This window comes from Allobosea sp. P2_B12, assembly GCF_056404835.1.
In genome coordinates this window covers 564347-588103 of the sequence record NZ_JBFUDG010000002.1, presented here as the reverse complement: position 1 = coordinate 588103, position 23757 = coordinate 564347, and the positions used below count along the sequence as shown (strand labels likewise).

General features: G+C 66.0%; 27 protein-coding genes. 13 read left to right on the top strand and 14 right to left on the bottom strand.

From position 1 onward, the window contains the following. Positions 1-49 precede the first annotated feature (49 nt). The 3 genes from carB to AC1DYU_RS08110 all read left to right on the top strand — a co-directional run bounded on the left by carB (position 50) and on the right by AC1DYU_RS08110 (position 4700). On the top strand, positions 50-3412 hold the full coding sequence (carB, locus tag AC1DYU_RS08120; RefSeq protein WP_476791178.1) for a carbamoyl-phosphate synthase large subunit: 3363 nt from the start codon (positions 50-52) through the stop codon (positions 3410-3412). Between the two features lie 101 nt (positions 3413-3513). Further along, positions 3514-3990, top strand: a complete 477-nt coding sequence (greA, locus tag AC1DYU_RS08115) for a transcription elongation factor GreA (RefSeq protein ID WP_158484649.1) — start codon at positions 3514-3516, stop codon at positions 3988-3990. 200 nt (positions 3991-4190) lie between these two features. Further along, complete coding sequence (locus AC1DYU_RS08110; protein WP_476791177.1) at positions 4191-4700, top strand: hypothetical protein; 510 nt, start codon at positions 4191-4193, stop codon at positions 4698-4700. Here AC1DYU_RS08110 and AC1DYU_RS08105 read toward each other — a convergent pair. Continuing rightward, positions 4685-5215 carry an N-acetyltransferase family protein gene (locus AC1DYU_RS08105; RefSeq protein ID WP_476791176.1) on the bottom strand — a complete coding sequence of 177 codons (531 nt, stop codon included), beginning with the start codon at positions 5213-5215 and terminating at the stop codon, positions 4685-4687. The two genes, AC1DYU_RS08110 and AC1DYU_RS08105, sit on opposite strands and share 16 nt — an antisense overlap. Next, on the bottom strand, positions 5145-5609 hold the full coding sequence (locus tag AC1DYU_RS08100) for an Lrp/AsnC family transcriptional regulator (RefSeq protein WP_158484643.1): 465 nt from the start codon (positions 5607-5609) through the stop codon (positions 5145-5147). The genes AC1DYU_RS08105 and AC1DYU_RS08100 overlap by 71 nt, the downstream gene beginning before the upstream one ends. A 58-nt stretch (positions 5610-5667) precedes the next feature. Here AC1DYU_RS08100 and AC1DYU_RS08095 point away from each other — a divergent pair, with 58 nt between their 5' ends. The 3 genes from AC1DYU_RS08095 (at position 5668) to AC1DYU_RS08085 (ending at position 8765) form a co-directional block, all read left to right on the top strand. Beyond that, entirely contained in the window at positions 5668-6690 is a 1023-nt protein-coding gene (locus AC1DYU_RS08095) for a mitochondrial fission ELM1 family protein (protein ID WP_158484641.1), read from the top strand. A 75-nt stretch (positions 6691-6765) separates the two neighbouring features. Continuing rightward, positions 6766-7731 carry a thioredoxin-disulfide reductase gene (trxB, locus tag AC1DYU_RS08090; RefSeq protein ID WP_476791175.1) on the top strand — a complete coding sequence of 322 codons (966 nt, stop codon included), beginning with the start codon at positions 6766-6768 and terminating at the stop codon, positions 7729-7731. Between the two features lie 143 nt (positions 7732-7874). After that, positions 7875-8765: a LysR family transcriptional regulator gene (locus tag AC1DYU_RS08085; protein ID WP_158484637.1), complete on the top strand. Its 891-nt coding sequence runs from the start codon at positions 7875-7877 to the stop codon at positions 8763-8765. A 441-nt stretch (positions 8766-9206) separates the two neighbouring features. On the opposite strand, the gene AC1DYU_RS08080 is transcribed toward AC1DYU_RS08085, so the two are convergent. The 6 genes from AC1DYU_RS08080 to AC1DYU_RS08055 form a co-directional block, all read right to left on the bottom strand. Next, positions 9207-9761, bottom strand: a complete 555-nt coding sequence (locus tag AC1DYU_RS08080; RefSeq protein WP_476791174.1) for an NADPH-dependent FMN reductase — start codon at positions 9759-9761, stop codon at positions 9207-9209. 82 nt (positions 9762-9843) lie between these two features. Further along, on the bottom strand, positions 9844-10410 hold the full coding sequence (locus AC1DYU_RS08075; RefSeq protein WP_476791173.1) for a methylated-DNA--[protein]-cysteine S-methyltransferase: 567 nt from the start codon (positions 10408-10410) through the stop codon (positions 9844-9846). 163 nt (positions 10411-10573) lie between these two features. Then, on the bottom strand, positions 10574-11530 hold the full coding sequence (gene msrP, locus AC1DYU_RS08070; RefSeq protein WP_476791172.1) for a protein-methionine-sulfoxide reductase catalytic subunit MsrP: 957 nt from the start codon (positions 11528-11530) through the stop codon (positions 10574-10576). Between the two features lie 180 nt (positions 11531-11710). Continuing rightward, positions 11711-12820 carry a 3-isopropylmalate dehydrogenase gene (gene leuB, locus AC1DYU_RS08065; RefSeq protein ID WP_476791171.1) on the bottom strand — a complete coding sequence of 370 codons (1110 nt, stop codon included), beginning with the start codon at positions 12818-12820 and terminating at the stop codon, positions 11711-11713. Between the two features lie 84 nt (positions 12821-12904). Beyond that, a complete protein-coding gene (locus AC1DYU_RS08060; RefSeq protein WP_476791170.1) occupies positions 12905-13294 on the bottom strand; it encodes a RidA family protein in 390 nt (129 codons plus the stop codon). Between the two features lie 125 nt (positions 13295-13419). Continuing rightward, entirely contained in the window at positions 13420-14604 is a 1185-nt protein-coding gene (locus tag AC1DYU_RS08055; RefSeq protein ID WP_476791169.1) for a lytic murein transglycosylase, read from the bottom strand. 130 nt (positions 14605-14734) lie between these two features. On the opposite strand from AC1DYU_RS08055, the gene AC1DYU_RS08050 reads away from it, so the two are divergent. From AC1DYU_RS08050 to AC1DYU_RS08040, 3 genes are all read left to right on the top strand, one after another. Next, positions 14735-14995, top strand: coding sequence for a SemiSWEET family sugar transporter (locus AC1DYU_RS08050; protein WP_476791168.1), 261 nt, complete (start codon positions 14735-14737; stop codon positions 14993-14995). Positions 14996-15038: 43 nt separating this feature from the next. Further along, entirely contained in the window at positions 15039-15395 is a 357-nt protein-coding gene (locus AC1DYU_RS08045) for a DMT family protein (protein WP_158484624.1), read from the top strand. A 79-nt stretch (positions 15396-15474) separates the two neighbouring features. Then, positions 15475-16239, top strand: coding sequence for a class I SAM-dependent methyltransferase (locus AC1DYU_RS08040; RefSeq protein ID WP_476791167.1), 765 nt, complete (start codon positions 15475-15477; stop codon positions 16237-16239). 154 nt (positions 16240-16393) lie between these two features. Here the strand turns inward: AC1DYU_RS08040 and AC1DYU_RS08035 are convergent, their stop codons facing one another. The 4 genes from AC1DYU_RS08035 to AC1DYU_RS08020 form a co-directional block, all read right to left on the bottom strand. Then, positions 16394-17518: a PQQ-dependent sugar dehydrogenase gene (locus AC1DYU_RS08035; protein WP_476791166.1), complete on the bottom strand. Its 1125-nt coding sequence runs from the start codon at positions 17516-17518 to the stop codon at positions 16394-16396. Between the two features lie 105 nt (positions 17519-17623). Continuing rightward, on the bottom strand, positions 17624-18592 hold the full coding sequence (locus AC1DYU_RS08030; protein WP_476791165.1) for a phosphatase PAP2 family protein: 969 nt from the start codon (positions 18590-18592) through the stop codon (positions 17624-17626). 147 nt (positions 18593-18739) lie between these two features. Further along, complete coding sequence (locus AC1DYU_RS08025) at positions 18740-19714, bottom strand: Bug family tripartite tricarboxylate transporter substrate binding protein (RefSeq protein WP_476791164.1); 975 nt, start codon at positions 19712-19714, stop codon at positions 18740-18742. Positions 19715-19812: 98 nt separating this feature from the next. After that, complete coding sequence (locus tag AC1DYU_RS08020) at positions 19813-20307, bottom strand: YaiI/YqxD family protein (RefSeq protein WP_476791163.1); 495 nt, start codon at positions 20305-20307, stop codon at positions 19813-19815. Positions 20308-20436: 129 nt separating this feature from the next. Here AC1DYU_RS08020 and AC1DYU_RS08015 point away from each other — a divergent pair, with 129 nt between their 5' ends. The 4 genes from AC1DYU_RS08015 to AC1DYU_RS08000 all read left to right on the top strand — a co-directional run bounded on the left by AC1DYU_RS08015 (position 20437) and on the right by AC1DYU_RS08000 (position 21728). After that, the gene (locus AC1DYU_RS08015) at positions 20437-20655 is read left to right on the top strand and encodes a hypothetical protein (RefSeq protein ID WP_476791162.1); all 219 of its coding nucleotides are present in this window, start codon (positions 20437-20439) and stop codon (positions 20653-20655) included. Between the two features lie 14 nt (positions 20656-20669). Next, complete coding sequence (locus AC1DYU_RS08010; RefSeq protein WP_158484610.1) at positions 20670-20903, top strand: hypothetical protein; 234 nt, start codon at positions 20670-20672, stop codon at positions 20901-20903. A 502-nt stretch (positions 20904-21405) separates the two neighbouring features. After that, complete coding sequence (locus tag AC1DYU_RS08005; protein ID WP_476791161.1) at positions 21406-21534, top strand: hypothetical protein; 129 nt, start codon at positions 21406-21408, stop codon at positions 21532-21534. Then, complete coding sequence (locus tag AC1DYU_RS08000; RefSeq protein WP_476791160.1) at positions 21531-21728, top strand: hypothetical protein; 198 nt, start codon at positions 21531-21533, stop codon at positions 21726-21728. The genes AC1DYU_RS08005 and AC1DYU_RS08000 overlap by 4 nt, the downstream gene beginning before the upstream one ends. Before the next feature lie 74 nt (positions 21729-21802). Here AC1DYU_RS08000 and AC1DYU_RS07995 read toward each other — a convergent pair whose 3' ends face one another. After that, on the bottom strand, positions 21803-22615 hold the full coding sequence (locus AC1DYU_RS07995) for a transglutaminase-like domain-containing protein (RefSeq protein WP_476791159.1): 813 nt from the start codon (positions 22613-22615) through the stop codon (positions 21803-21805). Positions 22616-22707: 92 nt separating this feature from the next. Continuing rightward, the gene (locus AC1DYU_RS07990) at positions 22708-23658 is read right to left on the bottom strand and encodes a hypothetical protein (RefSeq protein WP_476791158.1); all 951 of its coding nucleotides are present in this window, start codon (positions 23656-23658) and stop codon (positions 22708-22710) included. Positions 23659-23757 lie beyond the last annotated feature (99 nt).

The following is a 23757-nucleotide window of genomic DNA, read 5'->3' as shown; positions in this document are numbered from 1 at the left end:
GATCGGACGGCAGTTGGCGTGCGCCTGCCCGAGACAAAAGCCGAGCCCCATGCCCAAGCGCACAGACATCAAGACCATCCTGATCATCGGCGCCGGCCCCATCATCATCGGCCAGGCCTGCGAGTTCGACTATTCCGGCACCCAGGCCTGCAAGACGCTGAAGGCCGAGGGCTACCGCATCGTGCTGGTCAATTCGAACCCGGCCACGATCATGACCGATCCGGATCTGGCGGACGCGACCTATGTCGAGCCGATCACGCCCGAGATCGTCGCCAAGATCATCGAGAAGGAACGCAACGTGCTCCCCGGCGGCTTTGCCCTGCTGCCGACCATGGGCGGCCAGACCGCGCTGAACTGCGCGCTCTCGCTCAACAAGAAGTCGATCGTTCAACCCGACGGCAGCAAGATCAGCGTGCTGGAGCAATTCGACGTCGAGATGATCGGCGCGACCGCGGAAGCCATCGACAAGGCCGAGGATCGCGAACTCTTCCGCAACGCGATGACCAAGATCGGCCTCGACACGCCGCGCTCGCATCAGATCAAGACGCTGGGCCAGGCGCTCGATGCCCTCGACGACATCGGCCTGCCGGCGATCATCCGCCCCTCCTTCACCATGGGCGGCACCGGCGGCGGCATCGCCTACAACAAGGGCGAGTTCATCGACATCGTCGAGCGCGGCATCGACGCCTCGCCGACCAGCGAGGTCCTGATCGAGGAGAGCGTGCTCGGCTGGAAGGAGTACGAGATGGAGGTTGTCCGCGACAAAAAGGACAACTGCATCATCGTCTGCTCGATCGAGAACATCGACCCGATGGGCGTCCACACCGGCGATTCGATCACGGTGGCGCCGGCGCTGACGCTGACCGACAAGGAATACCAGATCATGCGCGACGCCTCGCTGGCGGTGCTGCGCGAGATCGGCGTCGAGACCGGCGGTTCCAACGTCCAGTTCGCGGTCGACCCCGAGACCGGCCGGATGATCGTCATCGAGATGAACCCGCGCGTCTCACGCTCCTCGGCTCTCGCCTCAAAGGCGACCGGCTTCCCGATCGCCAAGGTCGCGGCGCGGCTTGCCGTCGGCTACACGCTCGACGAGATCGAGAACGACATCACCGGCGGCGCGACCCCGGCGTCCTTCGAGCCGACGATCGACTATGTCGTCACCAAGATTCCGCGCTTCGCCTTCGAGAAGTTCCCCGGCGCCGAGCCGACCCTGACGACCGCGATGAAGTCGGTCGGCGAGGCCATGGCGATCGGCCGGACCTTCCAGGAATCGCTCCAGAAGGCGCTGCGCTCGCTTGAAACCGGGCTCGACGGCCTCGACGAGATCGAGGTCGAGGGCATGGGCAAGGGCGACGACAAGAACGCGATCAAGGCCGCGCTCTCGACGCCGACACCCGACCGCATCCTGCAGGTCGCCCAGGCGATGCGCTTCGGCTTCACCGACGAACAGATTCACGAAAGCTGCAAGATCGATCCCTGGTTCCTCGAACAGATGCGCGGCATCGTCGACACCGAGGAGAAGGTGCGCACATTCGGCCTGCCGCAGACGCCGGGCGCCTTCCGGCAGGTCAAGGCGATGGGCTTCTCCGACAAGCGCCTCGCTGCCGTCGCGGGCAAGACCGAGGCCGAGGTCAAAGCGCTGCGCAAGTCGCTCGACGTCCGCCCCGTCTACAAGCGCATCGACACCTGCGCCGCCGAGTTCGCCTCGCCGACGGCTTATATGTACTCGACCTACGCCATGCCCTTCGCCGGCAAGGCCGCCGACGAGGCGCGCCCCTCCGACAAGAAGAAGGTCGTCATTCTCGGTGGCGGGCCCAACCGCATCGGCCAGGGCATCGAGTTCGATTATTGCTGCTGCCATGCCTGCTACGCGCTGCGCGATGCCGGCTACGAGACCATCATGGTCAACTGCAATCCCGAGACCGTCTCGACCGACTACGACACGTCCGACCGGCTCTATTTCGAGCCGCTGACCGCCGAGGACGTGCTTGAGATCCTCGAGACCGAGAAGCAGAACGGCACGCTCCACGGCGTCATCGTCCAGTTCGGCGGCCAGACACCGCTGAAGCTCGCAAATGCGCTGGAACAGGCCGGCATCCCGATCCTCGGCACCTCGCCTGACGCGATCGACCTCGCCGAGGACCGCGACCGCTTCAAGCGCCTGCTCGACAAGCTGCATCTGAAGCAGCCGAAGAACGGCATCGCCTATTCGGTCGAGCAGGCCCGCATGATCGTGGCCGAGCTCGGCCTGCCCTTCGTCGTGCGGCCGTCCTATGTGCTCGGCGGTCGTGCCATGGCGATCATCCGCGACGAGGCCATGTTCGAGGATTATCTGCTCGGCACCCTGCCCTCGCTGATCCCCTCCGAGGTCAAGGCCAAGTACCCCAACGACAAGACCGGCCAGATCAACACGGTGCTCGGCAAGAACCCGCTGCTGTTCGACCGCTATCTCTCGGACGCGATCGAGGTCGATGTCGACTGCCTGGCCGACGGCAAGGACGCCTTCATCGCCGGCATCATGGAGCATATCGAAGAGGCCGGCATCCATTCCGGCGATTCGGCCTGCTCGCTGCCGCCGCGCTCGCTCTCGCCCGCGATGATCGCAGAGCTGGAGCGCCAGACCCGCGCAATGGCGCTGGCGCTCGACGTCGGCGGGCTGATGAACGTCCAGTACGCCATCAAGGACGGCGACATCTATGTGCTCGAAGTGAACCCGCGCGCCTCGCGCACCGTGCCCTTCGTCGCCAAGGTCGTCGGCATCCCCGTCGCCAAGATCGCCGCGCGCATCATGGCCGGCGAGAGCCTGGCGAGCTTCGGCCTCAAGGCCGAGCCGCTTGGTCATGTCGGCGTCAAGGAAGCCGTCTTCCCCTTCGCCCGCTTCCCCGGCGTCGACGTGCTGCTTGGCCCCGAGATGCGCTCGACCGGCGAGGTCATCGGGCTCGACCGCTCCTTCGACATCGCCTTCGCCAAGAGCCAGCTCGGCGCCGGCTCCAAGGTCCCGGTCAAGGGCACCGTCTTCGTCTCCGTGCGTGACCAGGACAAGCCGCGCATCGTCGAAAGCGTCCGGATTCTGGCCGATCTCGGCTTCCGCGTGCTGGCGACCGGCGGCACGCTGCGCCTCCTCCAGGAGGAGGGCATCCCGGCCTCGAAGATCAACAAGGTGCTGGAGGGCCGCCCCCACGTTGTCGACGCGATCAAGAACGGCGAAATCCAGCTCGTTTTCAACACAACCGACGGTCCGCAGGCGCTGGTGGATTCGCGCTCCCTTCGCCGAACGGCCCTCTTGCACAAGGTCCCCTATTATACCACCTTGGCCGGAGCGATCGCCGCTGCGGAAGGCATCAAGGCCTATTGCAGCGGCGATCTCGAAGTACGGTCGCTGCAATCCTACTTCGTGCGCGCAGCCTGAAAAGCGCGGCGCCGACGAAGTTCTACAAACGACAGGAAGCGGGGCGCGGGCAGCAAAGCAGCTGCCGGTGCGCACCCGCTTTCGGATGATGGGACGAGACGATGGAAAAGGTTCCGATGACCGCCGGCGGCTTTGCCGCTCTGGAGGCCGAGCTCAAGGATCGCCAGCAGGTGCAGCGCCAGCGCATCATCGCGGCGATCTCGGAGGCGCGCGCCCATGGCGATCTCTCGGAGAACGCCGAATATCACGCCGCCAAGGAATCGCAGGCTCTCAATGAAGGCCGCATCCAGGAGCTCGAATCTCTGATCGGCCGGGCCGATATCATCGACATCTCCAAGCTCGCCGGCAGCGACACGATCAAGTTCGGCGCGACGGTCAAGCTGATCGACGACGACACCGAGGAAGAGAAGAACTACCAGATCGTCGGCGAACCGGAATCGGATGTGAAGTCCGGCAAGGTCTCGATCGGCTCGCCGATCGCGCGCGCGCTGATCGGCAAGAAGGTCGGCGATTCCGTGCAGGTCAACACGCCCGGCGGCGGCAAGTCCTACGAGGTCGTCAGCGTCGTCTTCCGCTGAGACAACCGGCTTCTCCATAGACCGGCCTACACCGTCATGCTCGCCCTTGCGGCGAGCATCCACGTCTTGAACACCGCTCTCGATGGACGAAGACGGTGATGGTCGGGACAAGCCCGACCATGACGAGCGCTACAAAGGCCGGCCCTTGGACAAAGACGAGGCGAGGATTACATCTTCGGCAGGATCGCTGGAGCAAGCCGATGACGACGCGTCGAAACCTCCTCTCGCTGGGACTGGCCGGCGCAGCGCTTGCCTTCTCGCCGCCGCTCGTCACGTCCGCCCTCGCCCAGGCCCGCACCATCGGCGCGATCCGCGTCGATACCTCGCTCATCGCCCGGCAGGGCTGGGGCGAGAACGCAGACCGCATCCGCGTCGCGATGGAGCGCCAGCTCGCCGAAACGCTTGGCCCACTCTATCGGCGCGGCCAGGGCGCGACGCTCCATGTCCTCGTCAAGGGCGTCTGGCTGTCGAGCTTCGCCGGCGGCAGCGGCGGCGGCAAGCCGACGGGCGGTGGTGGCAGCAACGACAATTTCGACAGCGAGATCACGGTGCTCGGCCCGCGCGGCGAGGTGCTGCAGACGTTCCCGATCCTCTCGGTCGTCGATTCCGGCTCGGGCGGGGCCTGGTACCGGCCCGATGTCGATCAGCGCCGCGTCGCCGCGCTGATCGAGAACAATTCGCTTTGGATCAAGCGCTATCTCGGCGGGTGAGCGGGCTGCCTGATCTGGAAAGCCGTCTTGCCACGCTCGAACCCGCAGGCTTCGTAGAAACCGAGCACGGCTGGATCGCTGCGTCCCGTCATCAGCATCACCTTGTAGCAGTCCTGTGCGAAGGCATGCGTGATCGCCGCCTGGACCACTGCCTTGCCGAGGCCGCGGCCGCGAAGTTTCACATCGCTCACAACGTTCTCGATCAATGCGAAAGGGCGCTGACTGCGGGTCAGGTTTGGGACGATAATCGTCACGCAGGTCGCGGCAACGGCACCCTCGAAATCGGCGACATGAACGCTCATCATCTCGCTCGCGAGAATGCGACGCCAAGTCTCGCCGGCCGACGTCGCATCTGGAAGAGCGTCGCCCCCATTCAATTGGGCATAGAGCGACAGGATCGCGGGAAGATCCTCGGCGCATGCGAGGCGAACAAGGCCCATCCGCTCACTCGAACGGCACGATCGGCTCGTCCTTGACCCGGTCGAGTGCCAGCGCCGTGCGGACATTGCGGACATTGGGCAGTCCGGTCAGTTCGCCGACGAAATCCTGAAAGGCCTTCAGGTCGGGCGCGACGCATTTCAGCACGAAATCGATGTCGCCCGAGAGCTTCCAGCATTCGCGCACGGCCGCCCAGGCCCGGATCCGCGCCTGGAACGCCTCGAGATCGGCCTCGGCCTGGCTCGCCAGATGCACGAAAGCGAAGCAGACGACATCGAACCCCAGCTTGCCTTCATCAAGCTGGGCGCGGTAGCCGGTGATCAACCCGGCCTCCTCCAGCGCGCGCACCCGCCGCAGACAGGGCGGCGGCGAGATTCCAACCCGGCTTGCCAGCTCGACATTGGTCATGCGTCCGTCGGCCTGCAGCTCGCGCAGGATCGCCGCGTCGATATCGTCGAGTTTGGATCGCACAAGGGGCCCCGGAGAAAGGTCGCGCTGGTGTAGACGTCGGCACCGCGCGATACAAGGCATGTGCCGCGCCACGGAGACCGCCTTGCCTGCCGATTCCTCGCCCGCAGACATCCTGCCGACCATCTGGACGCTGACCGACGGCAAAGCCGGCGATGAGCCCCAATGCATAGGCGTTGCCGAACGGTTGGGCGTCGTGCCGGAGATCAGGCGCGTCGCGCCGCGCAAGCCCTGGGCCTGGCTGATGCCGCGCGGGCCGATCGATCCGCACGAAGGGCCGGAACGTCGAGACAGCCCGATCCGCCCGCCCTTCCCCGACATCCTGATCGCCTCGGGGCGGCGCGCCGTTCCTTACGTCCGCGCGGTCAAGAAGGCCTCGAACGGGCGCACCTTCACCGTCATCTTGAAGGACCCGCGCACCGGCGCCGGCGCGGCCGACTTCATCTGGGTGGCCGAACATGACCGCCTGCGCGGGCCAAACGTGCTGGTCACGACGACCTCACCGCATCGGCTCGCACCCGAGCGGCTGGCGCAGGCGAGGCAACACCCGCCGGCTGCTATCGCAGCCCTCTCCTCTCCCCGTGTCGCCGTGCTGGTCGGCGGCGACAGCCGCCATCACCGCTTCCGGCCCGACGACATCGCCCGCTTCACGGAGCGGCTCGACGCGCTCGCCCGCTCCGGCGTGGCGCTGATGGGCTCGCGCTCGCGACGCACCACGCCCGAGCTCGACAGGGCGGTGGCTGCGGTCTTTTCCCGCCATGGCGGCTGGTGGTGGGACGGCAGCGGCGAAAACCCCTATGTCGCGCTGCTCGCCAATGCCGACGCCATCGTCGCCACGGCCGATTCAACCAACATGATTGGCGAGGCGACGGCGACGGGCGCACCGATCCTGGTCTTCGAGCCCCATGGCGGCCATGGCAAGCTGGCGAAATTCCTCGAAGCGCTCAAAGCGCAAGGCGCTGTGCATCACTTCGAGGGGCGTCTCGCTGGCACCAGCTACGAGCCGGTCGATTCGACACAAGCGATCGCCGACGCCCTGAGGCAACGTTGGCTTATGCACAGGCAGCAGCTCGATCTCGCCTGATCTTGAGGTCGGCTACGCTTGCATCGGCGCACCGGCATCGTATGTGACAAGGCTGCAGGAACAGGAACTCAGATCATGGCCCACACCCATGCCCGCGTGATGATCATCGGTTCGGGCCCGGCCGGCTACACCGCCGCGATCTACGCCGCCCGGGCCATGATGGAACCGGTGCTGATCTCCGGCATGCAGGCCGGCGGACAGCTCATGATCACGACCGATGTCGAGAACTATCCCGGCTTCGCCGACGTCATCCAGGGTCCCTGGCTGATGGAGCAGATGCGTGCGCAGGCCGAGCACATGGGCACCCGCATGGTCTCCGATCACATCGCCCGCGTCGACCTCTCGCAGCGCCCGTTCCGGCTCTGGGGCGACGGCGCCGAGACCTATTCCTGCGACGCGCTCATCATCGCCACCGGCGCCCAGGCCAAATGGCTCGGCCTGCCCTCCGAGCAGACCTTCCAGGGCTTCGGCGTCTCGGCCTGCGCGACCTGCGACGGCTTCTTCTTCCGCAACAAGGAGGTCGTCGTCGTCGGCGGCGGCAACACGGCCGTCGAGGAGGCGCTTTACCTCGCCAATCTCGCCGCCAAGGTCACGCTGGTGCATCGCCGCGACGGCCTGCGCGCCGAGAAGGTGATGCAGGATCGCCTGTTCAAGCACCCCAAGATCGAGGTCGTCTGGAACAGCGAGATCGCTGAGATCTGCGGCGGCACGCAGCCCCCCAACGTCACCCATCTGCGCCTGCGCGACCTCAAGACCGGCGCCGAAAGCGAGTTGAAGACCGATGGCGTCTTCATCGCCATCGGGCACAAGCCCGCGACCGAACTTTTTGTTGGCCAGCTCGCCATGAACGAAACCGGCTATCTCGACGTCACGCCGGGCACGAGCGAGACAAACATCGCCGGCGTCTTCGCCGCAGGAGACGTCACCGACGAGCATTACCGTCAGGCCGTGACCGCAGCCGGAATGGGCTGCATGGCCGCGCTCGACGCCGAGCGCTGGTTGCAGGCCAACGAGCTTGAGCACCTGAAGGCGGCGGAATAAGAGCGGATCCGCAATCCATCACAGAATCTGATGGGTTTAGTAACCAGATTCAGTGCGAAAACAGCGCTGTCTTGCTACGCAGGCGTTGACGTTCCATCGCTTTAGTCCCCAACATGCGTGAAACGCATAACGGGGGGACAGCGGTGGATTGGGACCGCATCAGGATCTTTTATACGGTGGCCGAGTCCGGCAGCTTCACCAAAGCTGGCGATGTTCTCGGTCTCAGTCAATCCGCCGTCAGCCGGCAGATTGGCGCGCTTGAGCGCGAGCTCCGGGCGCCGTTGTTTCATCGCCATACGCGCGGTCTGATCCTGACCGAGCAAGGCGAGTTGCTGTGGCGGGCCGCGCGTGAGATGACGCAACGCCTCGAACGGACACGTTCTCAGCTGTCCGAGACGCGCGAGCACCCATCGGGCGAACTCAAGGTCACCGCGACCCGCGGCCTCGGAGGGCACTGGCTCACGCCGCGCCTGGCTGAATTCCTCGATCTCTACCCCGACATCAAGGTCGACCTGATCCTCACCGACGAGGAACTCGACCTGTCGATGCGCGAGGCCGACATCGCGATTCGCCTGCGCCAGCCGCAGCAGCCGGACCTGATCCAGCGCAAGCTCTTCACCGTCCACTTCCACGTCTATGGCTCACCGGCCTATGTGAAGCGCTTCGGCGAACCCAAGAGCCATGAGGATCTGGACAACCACCGCCTGCTGACCTTCGGCGGCACCTCGCCGTCTTACCTGACGGCGGTGCACCAACTGGCCACGCTCGGCCGGGACGCCCGCAACCCGCGCCCGATCCACCTCACCGTCAACAACATCACGGCGATGAAGCGGGCGGTCGATTCGGGCGCCGGCATCGCGGTGCTGCCGGATTATCTGATCGAGACCGGTTCGCCGCTGGTGCAGCTGATGCGCGAGACCGAGATGCCCCATCTCGAGAGCTATCTGGTCTATCCGGAAGAGATGAAGTCGGTCGCGCGCGTCCAGGTCTTCCGCGACTTCCTGATCCAGAAGGCCCAGCGCTGGACCTACTGACAACGGCGGCCGGAATCGCGACGCAATCGACCGGCGGAAGGTATCCGCCGGTCGCGTCCTTCATATGCATGACGAGGCGGCAGCCGACGCTCGGAAAGGCTCCGTGGCAGAGCCGATCTTAACAAAATCGCCTCGTGCTAACGTCTCGACGACTGCGCTACGCGCATATTTATCAATGATTTAGGCTCAAATAGCAGCAATTGAACACGACGCATGCAGATAGCGCATGGCGGACCCAAGCTATGCTGCATTGCAAAAAGGCATGTGCTGCCCGATATAGCAATCACGGTTGTTCGGAACGGGCTCTGCTAACTCCTCCCGGCATCGAGTTCGTTTCAGCCGTTCCCCTCTGAGATGTTTGGCGCTTGCGCCGGATGTTTCAAACTTTCAAGGCCGGCTCCCTCACGGGACGCCGGCTTTTTTTTGGCTTGGGCTCCGCCCTTACGCAGCCAGCTTCCCGACCAGCGCGGCGAACTTGTCGAGGAATTTCTGCAGGAATGCGCGGGTCGCATCGACGGTGACGGCGTCTGCGTCATCGACGAGCCCGTCCTTCCAGGTGATGAACATCTGGCCGCCCATCACCAGCGCGCCCTGATTGCCGAGGATGTCGCGCAGATGCTGCTGGGCGCAGGCCGTGCCGACGCCGCCGGGGCTCGCACCGATGATCGCCACGGCCTTGCCACCCCAGACACCCTTGCCGGAAGGTCGCGCCGCCCAGTCGATCGCGTTCTTGAGCACGGCGGGAATCGAACGGTTGTGCTCCGGCGTGACCACGAGCAGCGCGTCGGCCTCCGCGATCTCTGCTTTCAACCGGGTCGCCATATCCGGCCAGGCGGCCGCCTCCAGATCCTGGTTGTACATCGGCAGATCGTCGATCTCGACGAAATGCGGCGTGAACGACGCAGCGCCGAGCTTGGCAAGCGCCTGCGCGAGCTTGCGGTTGATCGACGCCTTGCGGTTGCTGCCGACGATGATGGCGAGCTTGAACGGAGCCATGAAGAGAACCTCGGTTGAAGGGAGATTGGGAAGCGGGTGCATAAGCAACGCGCCGGAACGGCCTACGGATTCCCCGTTGCGCTCAGCGCGGCCGTGCCGCCAGCGGCAGGGCATCGAACAGGCCGGGCATCGAGCTCGTGCGAGCCTTTTCGATCGTCAGCATCTTCAGCTTGGTCTCGACGCCGCCATCGGCGGAGAATCCACCGGTCTTGCCGCCGGCCGCCAGGATCCGATGACAGGGCACGATCGGAGCGAACGGATTCTGCCCCAGCGCGACGCCCACAGCCCGTGCCGCGCCGGGATCGCCGATCCGGCGCGCGACCTCACCATAGGTCAGCGTCTCGCCGGGCGGGATGGCGAGCGCCACCTCATAGACCTTCCGATTAAAGGCCGGCACGGCAGTGAGGTCGATCGGCAGATGCGAGAGATCACGCGGCTCGCCCGAGAGCAGCGCCACGATGTCGGCCCTGGCGGCCTCGATAAAGGCCGGCGGGGCACTGCTTTCCTGAGCGTCGGGAGCGCGCTTCGTCAGGCGCCGGCGTGCCGTCTCGGCATCATGCTCCGGCAGTTGCGCCCCGATGATGCGATCGGCCTCCCAGATCAGCGCACAGGCGCCGATCGCGGTCTCGAAGAGGATGAAGTGAGGCATGGCTGGCACCGAGCTACTCCTGCCGCCGAAAACGGCTGTGGCGAATGCGCTGCCGGGAGTCGGCTGGTGCGATCGTCGAGAACCGGAGCGGAACGGACTTCGGTCCGTGAGCACCGGAAGCGCAGATGGTCGCGCCAGACGGCCGCGGCAGTAGCATTCGCCCTCACATATAGAGCTTCTCGCCCTCCAGCCCCTTGTAGAGCCCTGCGACCTGCTCGGCATAGCCGTTGAACAGCTGCGTCGGCTGGCGGTCGCGCGTGCCCAGCACCTGCTCGCTCGCCTGGCTCCAGCGCGGATGCGGAACCTCCGGGTTCACGTTGGCCCAGAAGCCATACTCCGAGGCCTGCAGCCCCTCCCAGAAGGTCTTGGGGCGCTCGGCGACGAAGCTGATCTTGGTGATCGACTTGACCGATTTGAAGCCATATTTCCACGGCGTAATCAGCCGGATCGGCGCGCCATGCTGCGACGGGATCGGCTTGCCGTAGATCCCCGTCACCAGCAGCGGCAATTCGTTGCCGGCCTCGGCCATCGTCAAACCCTCGGTATAGGGCCAGGGATACCAGCGCTGCGACTGACCCGGCGCCATGCGCGGGTTCAGGAAGGTCTCGAAGCGGATGTATTTCGCCGAGGAGAGCGGCTTGGCGAAATCGACGAAGGCCTTCAGCGGAATGCCGGTCCACGGAACCGCCATCGACCAGGCCTCGACGCAGCGGAAGCGATAGAGCCGCTCTTCCAGCGGAAGCTTGCGGACGAGATCGTCGAAGCCGATCTCGAAGGGCTTCTCGACCATGCCGTCGATGGCAATGGTCCAGGGCCGCGACACCAGCCGCTTCGACGAGGCAGCCACCTCCTTCGAGGTGCCGAACTCGTAATAGTTGTTGTAGTTGGCCGCGAGGTTCTCTTCCGTCACGGGACGGTCGAGCGTGTAGGCGGCGTTCTTTTTGGCCGGGTAGAGATCCAGCGTCGGGTCAGCGCCTTGAGCGGCGGCGATCTGCGGCAAGGCACTGCCCGCGATCAGGCCGGCACCACCTGCCATGAAGCTGCGGCGGGTGACGAAGACGGATTCAGGCGTGGCCTGGCTCTCGGGCATTTCCCAGCCAGGACGGTTCTTGATCAGCATCGGACGGACATGCTCCGTTTCAGATGCCGGCAGTCTAGCGCATGGGAGAGCGCCATACACAATTCACGAGGCAGCGAGGGAAATCCGTGGCCGCCGACATGCTCGGCCTGCCCCGAGCATGTCGTTCCGAAGCGGCCTCCTGCCTATGGTCGGGTCAAGCCCGACCATAGCGGCAAAGCCTCAGCCCCGCGCCTCCAGCGCCTTGACGATTGCCGTGCCCATCTCAGTCGTCGAGACGGCGTTGGCGCCCGGCGCCGCGATGTCCTTGGTGCGGGTGCCCGAACCCAGCACATCGGCGATCGCGCCTTCCAGTCGGTCGGCCGCCTCGATCGCGCCGAAGGAATAGCGCAGTGCCATCGCAAACGAGCCGATCATCGCGATCGGGTTCGCCAGGCCCTTGCCGGCGATGTCGGGGGCCGAGCCGTGGACGGGTTCGTAGAGCGCCTTGCGCTTGCCGGTGACGGGATCTTCCGCACCCAGCGAAGCCGAGGGCAGCATGCCGAGCGAGCCGGTCAGCATCGCCGCCACGTCCGACAGAATATCGCCGAACAGGTTGTCGGTGACGATGACATCGTACTGCTTGGGCCAGCGCACGAGCTGCATGGCGCAGTTGTCGGCCAGCACATGCTCGAGCTCGACGTCGGCATAGTCCTTGGCATGCAGCGCCGTGACCGTCTGCTTCCAGAGCACGCCGGTCTTCATGACATTGTGCTTCTCGGCCGAGGAGACCTTGTTGCGGCGTGTGCGCGCCAGCTCGAAGGCAACGCGGCAGATCCGGTCGATCTCGGGCGTGGTGTAAACCTGCGTGTCGATGCCGCGCTTGCTGCCGTCCTCCAGCGTGACGATCTCCTTGGGTTCGCCGAAATAGACGCCGCCGGTGAGCTCGCGCACGATCAGGATGTCGAGCCCCTCGACCACCTCCGGCTTGAGCGACGAGGCCGAGGCCAGCGCCGGATAGCAGATCGCGGGGCGTAAGTTTGCGAACAGGCCGAGATCCTTGCGCAGCCGCAGCAGCCCGGCCTCGGGGCGGTGCTGATAGGGCACATCCGCCCATTTCGGCCCACCGACGGCGCCAAACAGCACGGCGTCGGCCTCCCCCGCGAGCTTCATGTCCTCTTCCGAGATCGCCTGCTTGTGCGCGTCATAGGCCGCGCCGCCGACGAGACCCTTCTCGATTTCGAAGGAGGCGAGGCCCTGCTTGCCGAACCAGGACACGATCGTCTCGACCTGGCCCATCACCTCGGGGCCGATGCCGTCGCCGGGAAGCATCAGGAGCTTGTGGGTCGCCATGGTCGTCGCCTCGCCGCTTCTTGGACTGTCGTGGCGGCTGATTAGGGCGCGGCGCGGCGAGGCGCAAGCGTCGCGGGCGCGATGTCAGGGCCGCATCAACCGCGCCGTGACCTCGATCTCGACCTTCATCTCGGGCTTGAGCAAGCCTGCGACGACATAGATTCCCGCAGCCGGACGGATCTCGCGAAACACCTCGCCGCAGACGCCGAGGACCGGCTCGCAATAGCTCCGATCCGTGACGAAATACTGCGCCCGCACGATTTGGGCCAGCGACGAGCCCGCTTCCGTCAGCACGGCATCGAGCGTGCGGAAGATGTTGCGCGCTTGCTCGGCCGCCTCCTCCGGCAGCGTCATGGTGACGTAGTCGTAGCCGGTGGTGCCGGAGACGAAGACGAGATCGCCGTCGATCACCGCGCGTGAATAGCCGAAGGCGGTCTCGAAGGGCGATTCGGTGGAGATCAGGCGGCGGGTCATGGGTTCCGTCATTCTCGGGCAAAGCCCTCGGGTCCGATCTTCGATCGGCCCAAGGATAAACTCCGCGCAGACCCGAGAGTCTCCTGCCGGAGATGCCCAGGTCAAGCCCAGGCATGACGCGGAGGCTAGACCCGCCCGCTCTTCAGCGCCCGCAGCACTTTCTCGCCGGGTCGCCCCGTCTGGTTCATGCCGATCTTGGCCTCGATCTGCTTGATCGCGGCCCGCGTCAATGCGCCGACCGCGCCGTCGGGCTCGCCGACATCGAAGCCGCGCGCGATCAGCAGGCGCTGGAGTTCGCGGCGCTGCTCGCGCGAGAGCGGCAGATCGTCGGTCGGCCAGTCGCCCTGCACGCCCGGCCGGCCACGGATGCGGTCGGACAAAAGCGAGATCGCCAGCGCGTAGGAATCCGCGCCGTTATAGCTGTAGGCGGCGTCGTAATTCTTGAAGACGAGGAAGGCTGGGCCCTCGCGCCCCGCCGGCATCAGCAGCCCGGCATTACCCGAGCCGCTCAGCGCCGAACCGTCGAACTTGATAATGCCGCGCGCCGCCCAGGACGAGACCGGCTGCTTGGGATTGCGCCCGGTCGGGCCGGAATAGCCTGACGGCACGCGCACCTCGTAGCCCCAGGTCGCGCCGGTGACCCAGCCGGCCTTGTCCATGAAGTTCGCGGTCGAATGCAGCGCATCGGGAATCGAATCGACGAGGTCGCGCCGCCCGTCGCCATCGCCATCCACCGCGAGCCTGAGATAGGTCGAGGGAATGAACTGGGTGTGGCCGAAGGCGCCGGCCCAGGAGCCGAACAGCCGCTCGGGCCGGACATCACCGCGCTGAATGATCTGCAGCGTCGCGATCAGCTCGCCCTTGAAGAAGGCGTTGCGGCGCGGCGCGAGACACGCGCCGGTCGAGAGCGCCTGGACCAGCGGCATCTTGCCCCGCGCCTTGCCGAAATCGCTCTCCACGCCCCAGACGGCAAGGATCGTGTGCCGATCGACGCCGAAGCGCTGCTCGGCGGCGGCCAGCGTCGAGGCATGCTGGCGCAGCATGTTGCGCCCCTCAGTGACCTTCTCGTCATCGACCAGCGTGCCCAGATAGTCCCAGATCGGAGTCTTGAACTCCGGCTGGTTGTTCATCGCCTCGATCACCTTCATGTCCGGCTCGACGCCGGCCATGGCGCGGTCGAAGGTCGCGGTCGAAACGCCCTTGGCGGCCGCGTCGGAACGGAGCCCCGAGAGGCAGGCCTGGAAACCGGCCTGCGCCGAGGCAGCCGAGGCGAGCAGGATGAGGGGCAGGGCCAATGTGGTTGCGCGCATGGTCTCCACCGAATCGCATGAAAGACGCGAAACTAGGGCGCAGGAGTTAAGGGAGGTTAACCATCGCAGATGGGCAGCGCCAGCGGGCGAATCCGATTAAGAGGGGGTGCCGTCCAAACCGGAACCGTCCATGTCGCCTGTCGCCATCGAGATTCTCGGATTCGCCGCCGCCGCTCTGACCAGCCTGTGCTGGCTGCCCCAGGCTTGGCGCACGATCCGCACCCGCGATACACGCGCGATTTCGCTCTGGACGCAGTCTCTTTTTGCCGCTGGCACGGCACTCTGGCTGAGCTACGGCCTGCAGATCGGCTCCTGGCCTGTCATCGCCGCCAATGCGCTCACGCTGGTGTTGGTTCTGCTGATCGTGATGATGAAGCTGCGCTTCGGCTAGAACATCCGCCGCCCACAACCCAAGCCCAAGCGAAAGTCCCAGAATGCCCTCGATCACCACCGCCCATGTCCTGCCGATCGCCATGCTGGTCGGCTCGAACGTCTTCATGACCTTCGCCTGGTATGGGCATCTCAGCTACAAGAGCACGGCGATCTGGCTCGCGATCCTGGCGAGCTGGATGATCGCGCTGCCCGAATACATGCTGGCCGTGCCGGCCAATCGCATCGGCTCGGCAGTCTATTCGGCCGCCGAACTCAAGACCATGCAGGAGGTCATCACCCTGACCGTCTTCGCCGGCTTCTCGGTGTTCTGGCTCAAGGAATCCCTGACCTGGAACCACGCCATCGGCTTCGCGCTGATCGCGGCAGGCGCATTCTTCATCTTTCAGGCCAAGACCTGAGCCAAGACCTGATCCAAGCCTGATCCAGAACGGCATCGACGCCTGACACTCGCGGACACTTTCGGGGATGAAGCAGGACATGAAAGCCAACATCCCCTCCCCCGGCCATCCGGAGGTCGAGGCCTATCTCGCCGATGGCTATGAGCGCGTCGTCGGCATGTCCTCGCGCTTCGCCGCCGCCATCTGCGCCAGGCTGCTGCGATTGCAGACCCAGGAAGGTGTAGCCGGCCCGATCGCCGAGATCGGCGCCTTCGAGGGTCGCTTCTTCATCGCGCTGGCCCATGCGCTGGAACCGGGCGAGATCGGGCTCGCGCTCGACATCTTCGCATGGCCTGACCCGGGCGTGGAGCAGCGCTTCGAGGCCAATTGCGCCAGGCACGGCATCGGCCCGGAGCGCCGCAGGACGATCAAGGGCGATGCCGGCATGATGGCGCCCTCCGATCTTCTCGCCCATGCCGGCGGCGAGCGGCTGCGCTTCATTCACATCGACGGCGAACATTCGCGCAGCGCCCTGTCCAAGGACCTCGCGCTTGCCACCGCCTGTCTGAGCGAGGGTGGGCTGATCGTCCTCGACGACATGCTGCACCCCGGCTACCCGACGCTGATGGTCGCGGTACAGGCCTATCTCGAGGCCAATCCCGACATCGTTCCGCTCTGCGTCATCGACCGCGAAACCATCGTCGGTGCGACCAAGTTCGTGCTCTGCCAGCGGGCCTGGTTCGAGCGCTACCAGACGCACCTGCTGGAGATCTTCAAGGACTGGATCTGGCCGCTCGGCGCCGATTTCGAGCCGCATTGGTGCCTGGTGCTGTCGCAGGACACGCGGCTGGCTGAGATCGTATAAAATCAGCTTGTCTCCTGAGCCCTCATCCTGAGGAGCGGGCAAAGCCCGCGTCTCGAAGGATGATCCAGATATCTGCGGATCCTCCTGGAGCATCCTTCGAGACGCCGCCTGCGGCGGCTCCTCAGGATGAGGGCTCGAAAGGAGACAATGACGGCTACCGCGCCGACCGCACACGCAGCACCTTGCCCTCGGTCTCGTCGCTCAGCAGGTAGATAAACCCATCCGGTCCCTGCCGGACATCGCGGATGCGCAGGCCCAGCCCCTCCAGCAGCCGCTCCTGGCCCGTTACCGTCTCGCCTTGTGTCGAGAGCCTGACCAGCATCTGGCCGGCGAGTGCCCCGACGAAGAGCGAATTCTTCCAGGCCGGCCAGACCGCCCCCGTGTAGAAGGCCGCGCCCGAAGGCGCGATCGACGGATCCCAGTAGAACAGCGGCTGCTCCATGCCGGCCTTGGTCGTGCCCTCGCCGATCTTCGCGCCGGAATAGTCGATGCCATAGGTGATCACCGGCCAGCCATAGTTGCGGCCGGCCTTGGGCGTGTTGACCTCGTCGCCGCCGCGCGCGCCATGCTCGGCCGTCCAGAGCTGGCCGGTTTCGGGATGCAGTGCCGCGCCCTGCACATTGCGATGGCCGATCGACCAGATCTCCGGCTGCCAGCCCGCGATCTTCGGATTGTCCTCCGGCGCGCCGCCCTCGGGGCGGATGCGCATCAGCTTGCCGATATGATTGGCCGGATTCTGCGACTGGTCGCGCTGGCTGTAGCGGTCGCCGACCGTGACGAAGAGCGCGCCGGTCCGGTCGAAGACCAGCCGCGAGCCGAAATGCATGGTGCTGCTGATCGTCGGCATCTGCTGGAAGATCACCTTCGTGCCTTCCAGCGCCGTGCCACGCTCGTTCAGTCGGGCACGGGCGACGCTGGTGCCGCTGCCGCCCGCCCGCGGCTCCGAGAAGGAGAGGTAGAGTGTCCGGTTCTGCGCGAAGCCCGGATCGATGATGACGTCGAGCAAACCGCCCTGCCCGCGCGCAGCCACGTTGGGGACGCCGGTGATCGGCGCGGACAGCCGGCCATCCGTGCCGACCAGCCGCAAACGTCCCGGCCGCTCGGTCACCAGCATGCGCCCATCCGGGAGGAAGGCCAGGCCCCAGGGATTCTCGAGCCCGCTTGCCACCGTCTCGACCGAAAGCTCACCGGCGCTCGACGGAAAGCGCTGCTGGGCGGCAACGGGCGCCGCCGCCGCCAGCGCGACGGCGAATGTCAGGATGGGGGTGGATATCCGCATGGCCGGGCTCCCGCAGGCTGAACGCTCGCCTCCGAGATAGGCACGCTTTGGCCGGGCGCCAACCGCGTAACCCGCATCATCCGGCGCAAACGCAACCGGCTGGATTTAGGTTTTGGCGAAGACTTGCGACTGGCCGGCCGGGCGCAGCTCGTAGCGTTCCGCAGGGCGCGGCGCCAACACACGCCGGGCGACGACATGGGCGACGCAAGCGATCCCCAAGCCTGCGAATACATCGACAAAGTAGTGTCCGCCATCGATCGGCGTCGCCACGATCATCCCGATATTCAGCACGACGAACGGCCAACGCAGCAGCGGATGGCTCCAGCCCGCGAAGAGGAGGATGAGGGCGAGCGCCGCATGATAGGACGGGAAGGTGATGATCCCCTGCGTCCGCGTCGTATCGAAGACGAAGGCATCGCCCGCATGCAGCGCCAGCAGATCGCGCAAATGGATGAACGCGGCCGCCGGGCGAAGATTGGGATAGTCCGCCGGCGAGAGCTTGAGATATTCGAAGGTCGAAAGCGCCGGCAGCAGGCCGGATATCACGACCGTCACGGCTCCTGCGACGAGCATCGCCAGGATCATGCTGCGCGCTGCCATGGCGTGGCCGCTGAAGCACAGGACCAGCGTCAGGATCAACCCCTGAAACATGTAGCTGTTATAGGCGAAGGTCAGGAGCGGGGCGAGCCAGGCGTGGCGATCAAGCCAGCCTAGCCAGGCGACCCAATCGAGCCCCAAGGCGAGATCGAGTCGGTGCAGGGCCGCGTCCTGCATCGGAAAACCCATCGTGATCACGAGATATGAGCCGAGCGCCGCGGCAAGCGGGAACACCAGGCTCTGGCCCATGCAGTCGAAAGCAGCGGCGAGCTTCGGCTCGCAGCGCCGGTTGCCATAGTACCAGCCGGCACCGGCGAGCGCCAAGCCGACGGAAAGCGGCGCCATGAACGGCAGCGGCTCGATCGTCACCCGCGTGAACGGCACTGCGAACAGGCAGGTGGCAAGCACGCCGAGAATCGCGCCCCAGACGATCGCCGACGCTCGCCTCGTCTCCAGTTCACCCGTCCCGCCCAGCATCCGTCGCCGCTCCGCATCGCCACGGGCGCCACTGTCGCCTACAGGCGTTTGCGTCAGGTCAACGCGATTGGTTAAAGATCACGGTATTGAAGAAAGCAGCCTGGAAAAACGCCGCCCGCGTTGTTTGCGGACGGTGAGCTCGCGGTGTCACTCCGGCTTGACGCCCGAGGCCTTGATGATCGCTTCCCAGGTCGCGATCTCCTGGAGGTGATAGGGCCGGAACGCGGCAGGGTCGCGCAGCTTCATCGTGAAGCCGAGCTTCAGGATCTGCTCAGTCACAGTGGGCTTGCCGAGCGAGGCCAGGATCGCCTGCGAGAGCGCGTCGAGCACCGGCGCCGGCGTCGCGGCCGGCGCGAAGAAGGCTGCCCAGGAATCGGCGTCGGCATTGCTGACGCCCTGCTCGCGCAGCGTCGGGATGTCCTTGGCGCGCGGGTTGCGCTCCGGGCTCGCCAAGGCGAGCGCCCGCAGATTGCCGGAATTGATCTGCTCGAGCACGCTCGGCAGCGTCGAATTGGCGATGTCGATGCGCCCGCCGATGATCTCCTGCACCAGTGGCGCTGCCCCTCTGAAGGGCACATGCGTCATCTTGATGCCCGTGCGGGCCATGAACAGCTCCATCGCCAGATGCGAGCCGGAGCCGACGCCGGTCGAGCCATAATTGAGCTTGTCGGGATCGGCCTTGGCGAGCGCGATCAGCTCCTTGATGTCCTTGGCCGGCAGGTCCTTGCGCACGACGAAGGCGTGCTCGAAGGCGCCGACGCCGGCGAGCGGCGCGAAATCCTTGACCGCGTCATAGCCCGGCTCCCTCAGCAGGAACATGTTGTTCCCATGCGTCTGGTTGTTGCCGAAGATGATGGTGTAGCCATCGGCCGCGCCATGCGCCACCGCGCGCGTGCCGACCGCGCCCGATGCACCGGCCCGGTTGTCGACCACGACGTTCTGGCCGATCGAAGCCGACAGGTCCTGCGCTACGAAGCGCGCGATCGCATCCGTCGGTCCGCCCGCCGGATAGGGCACGACGATGGTGATCGGCTTGGACGGAAAGCTCTGCGCCGCGACAAGCGACGGAGCGAGAGCGGCGCCGGCCATCAGGCCGAGCGTGGAGCGGCGGGTCAACGACATGAAATTCCTCCCGGGCGGCCTGATCTGCGACAGGCTTGGCGCGAGCTTTAGGGAGAAAAGCGTTCTGCGTAAAGCGCTTGCAGGAAATGCCTCGCCGCTCAGCCGGCTGTGAAGCCTGCCCGCTTCAAGCGCTGGATCGCGAGGTCGAGCGCCTGCAGGAAGGCGGAGCGATCCTTGGGTGAGAACGGCTTCGGGCCGCCGCTCGCCGCGCCCATCGCCCGCAGATCCTCCATCATGTCGCGCGTCGCCAGCGCCATGCCGATCGAGGCTTCGGTGAAGGGCTTGCCGGTCGGCCCGATGACCTCGGCACCGGCCTTGATGCAGCGGTCGGCCAGCGGAATGTCCGAGGTCACGACGATCGCGCCGCGTGCGACCCGCTCCGCGATCCAGTCGTCGGCGGCATCGAAGCCATCCGTCACCACGACGCGCTCGATCCAGGGCTCGCGCGGCAGCATCATGAAGCTGTTGGCGACGACGAAGACCCGCAAGCGATGGCGCTCGGCGACCTTGAAGATCTCGGGCTTCACCGGGCAGGCATCGGCATCGACATAGATCGCGATCGGCGCGTTTTTGGCGACAGGTGAACGGTCCATCGGCGCAGCCATGGCAGGCCCGAAACCGCGACGCAACATCCCTATGCTGCCCTTATATCTTCGCATCGCGCCCGGAATGGCATTCCTACGCGGGTCGAACCTACATCACCTCCATCGATGGAGGTTCTCATGACCATGCTTGTCGCACCCGCCCATAGCCGCCAGATCCCGCATGCCCGAGAAGCTCGCCGTGCGCGCGCCGTCTACGGCACGCTGCGGACGACGCGCGCCAACGGCATCGATGGCGCGGGCCCTTTGCTCGCGGAACTGGCAATGTTGGCCGTCTTTCTGCTCGTCGTGGTGGGCGTGATCGCGTTGCGCGCCTGGCTCCACGTACCCCAGCTCTGAAGGCGCGGCACGACATGGGCCAGCATCGCCCGCTTCAGACACGGCTCGGCAGCGCGAGCCATCTTTTCCTCGTCGGCCGCTCGCAGGCGGGCCTCTGGATCGCCCGCGACCTCGAGGGGCAATCAGAAGGCATCTTTCGTGACAAGAAGGCGGCCATCCGCTTCGCTCTGTCCGAAGGCGGACACGCCAATGCCGTGATGCTTTCGCCAGATGACGTCGAGCCCAGCTTTGGCCGGATCGCGCGCTGAGCCGGCGCGGCACGCACCGGAGGCGGCGCAAGCCCGGCGGCTGGACAGGGATCTCCACGCCATCCTGATCGCGGCGGCCGGCGCCCTGATCGACCAGCTTCATTCGGTCGGAATCGAGGATCCAGCCGACATCGCGCGCCGGCTCAACCGACGCGGCTTTCCCTGTTTCGGCCGCGCCCGCTGGACCGCCGCCGCCGTGACGAACCTCCTGCGTCGGAGAGCCTGCGAAGTTGATGTGGGCGAGCCTCGCGAGCCGCAAGAAAGCGCGTGCGCCGCCGCCGGCTCTGCCTTAGGCTTGTGGCCTGCTTCGACATGACGAGGTCCGGGTTCCGCCGGGCCGGCCGCGGCAGGCGAAAGCCGCCCCCATGATCGACCCTCGCCGGAGTCTTTATCCCAACGCCGCTCGCGATCCGGGCCAAGCCTGACGAATCGCAGCGCCGACGCACGTCCTACGATCACCGAGGGCGCGATTCCCGCGCCGCTCAACCACAGGAGCCGGACGATGGCAAAAGAACAACGCAGCAATCGCGAAGCCAAGAAGCCCAAGAAGGACAAGCCGAAGACCACGGCCGCCGCGCCCTCGACCTTCGCAGCCGTCGTCGCCAAGGCAGCCGGGCCGAAGAAGAAATGATCCGCTTCAAGACGATCGACCCGGCCGAGCAGGTCAAGCCGGCGGAGAAGCCCGTCCCAGCGACCCCTGTCATCGTGCCGCCGACACCCGAGCAAGCGGATGACGATCAGCCGACAGCCGCGAAAAAGGGCCTGACCCGCAAGGCGCCGCTGCGGGCCAAGAAGGCCGATGCAGCGCGGTTGTTCCGGGACTGAGCAAAAGCGTCAACACAGAGCGCCGTCATTCCGGGCGCTGCGAAGCGCTGCCCCGGAATGACGGGCGGTTGGCTTCACCCCTCCGCCACCTCGTCCGTCCAGACCCTGAACCTCGTCAGCGTGTTCGGCCCAAAGGTCGTGGCGATGGCGACATCGGCCGCGTCGCGCCCCCGCGCGATCAGCACCCGGCCGATGCGCGCCACATTGTTGCGCGGGTCGAACATCTGCCAACCGCCTTCGAGATAGGCCTCGAAGGATGCGGCGAAGTCGCCCGGCGGCCAGGGCGGCGGCGTGCCGACATCGCCGAGATAGCAGGTGCAGTAGCGCGCCGGGATGTTCATCGCCCGGCAGAAGGCGACAGCGAGATGGGCGTAGTCGCGGCAGACGCCCCTGCCCTCGCGATAGGCGTCGGACGCGGTACGGGTCACGCTGGCATCGTTGTAGTTGAAGGCGATCCGCTGGTTGACGAAATCGCAGATCGCCTGGACACGCGGCGCGCCGGGCTGCGTATGCCCGAACAGCTCCCAGGCGAGATCGAGCAGGCGGTCGGAATCGCAGAAGCGGCTCGCCAGCAGGAAGACGATGGCCTCCTCCGGCAGCTGCTCAACCGGAACCTGGCCGGCGCTGCGGTCGAAGGCTTCCGGCAGGCCGCTGTCGGAGATGACCGCATCGGCGGTGATCCGCATCGGCCCCTGCGGCGCCAGCAGACGCGTGCACCAGTTGCCGAAGCTGTCGCGATAGGCGCTGATCGGCACGGAGGGCTGGATGCGCATGTAGTCGGGCGTCTGGAGATCCGAGAACCGGCTGAAATGCACGTTCAACAGCAGGATCAGCGGCGTCGGTTGCGGGAAATCGTAGTCGAGCTCGTAGCCGATCCTGAGTTTCACGCGATGCCTTCCGCGCGACGAAGCGCGCTGGTGATGGGGGGCCCCTCAGCCGGTTTGGTCATCATGCACGTTTCCGGCCAATCCCGCGCGTCTCATGGTGGTGTGACGGGCCGGCCCGGCTGGTTGCGCATCTGGTCGGCCCACTGGAACATTCGGCGCCGCTGCTCGGCCTCGCTCAGCGCGCCCGCTGGCCGGGTCGGAGCCGCCGGCACATCGAGCCAGGCTGGGCGTCGCGGGCAGAGCGAGGGAATCTCGTAGACGGAGTTCGCCGGCAGCGGCGCCCGGTAGCGCGGTGCCAGCCCCTCATAGGCCTTTCGCGAACTCCAGGCCGCCTCGGTATAGCCGATCTCCTCGGCCACGGCGCCCGAATCGCTATCCCGAGGATACTGCAGCGCCGGGTCCGACAGGGTAATCACCACCTCCGCGATGCCGTAGAGTCCGGTCGGGAAACCGGTTCGGCCCGTATCGTAGCTCCAGGCGCCCGAACGGCCGGAACCGCCGCCGACCAGCGCCGGCCCCGACATGCCGACCGCGCGCTGGTCGAGCGCATAGACGAAGGTTTCGGCGCGCCTCACCAGCGGCTTCTCGACGCGATCCGGGAATGCCTTCCGATAGGACTCGAACATCTGCCAGCTCGGCGTCGGGCGCGGCGGCAGCGTCGCTTGCGAGAGCAGAACCGCCTTGTTGGCACGCATCACCGCATGCATCGCCATCATTCGTCCGACCATGTCGGGCCCGGCGACGCTCGTATAGCCGTCGATGCGCCGCTTCAGCAGATCCTTGAGACAGGAGTTGGGCGAACTCGCATCGCCGCAACCACCCCCACCGCTCTCGCCCTCGCGTTCGATGCGCGCGACCAGATTGCGGAATCCCGCCGCGTCGAGCGAACCCATGGCGCAGGTGTCGGTCTGTGCTGGTTCGACGGATTTCGCCGTGACGAAGCGATACCAGCCCGCCCGGCCGACACCGTAGAGGAAGCACAGGCCGATGAAGCCCGCGACGCCGAGTTGGAAGCCATGCTTGCGGACCCATTCCTCCGACATCGCGCCAGCGCTCCCGCCAGATGCTCCCGATCACGATCAAATTCGCGCCGTTGCTGGGATTGATCAAGCACTCTCGCTTGCGATGGGGCCTCATGAGTC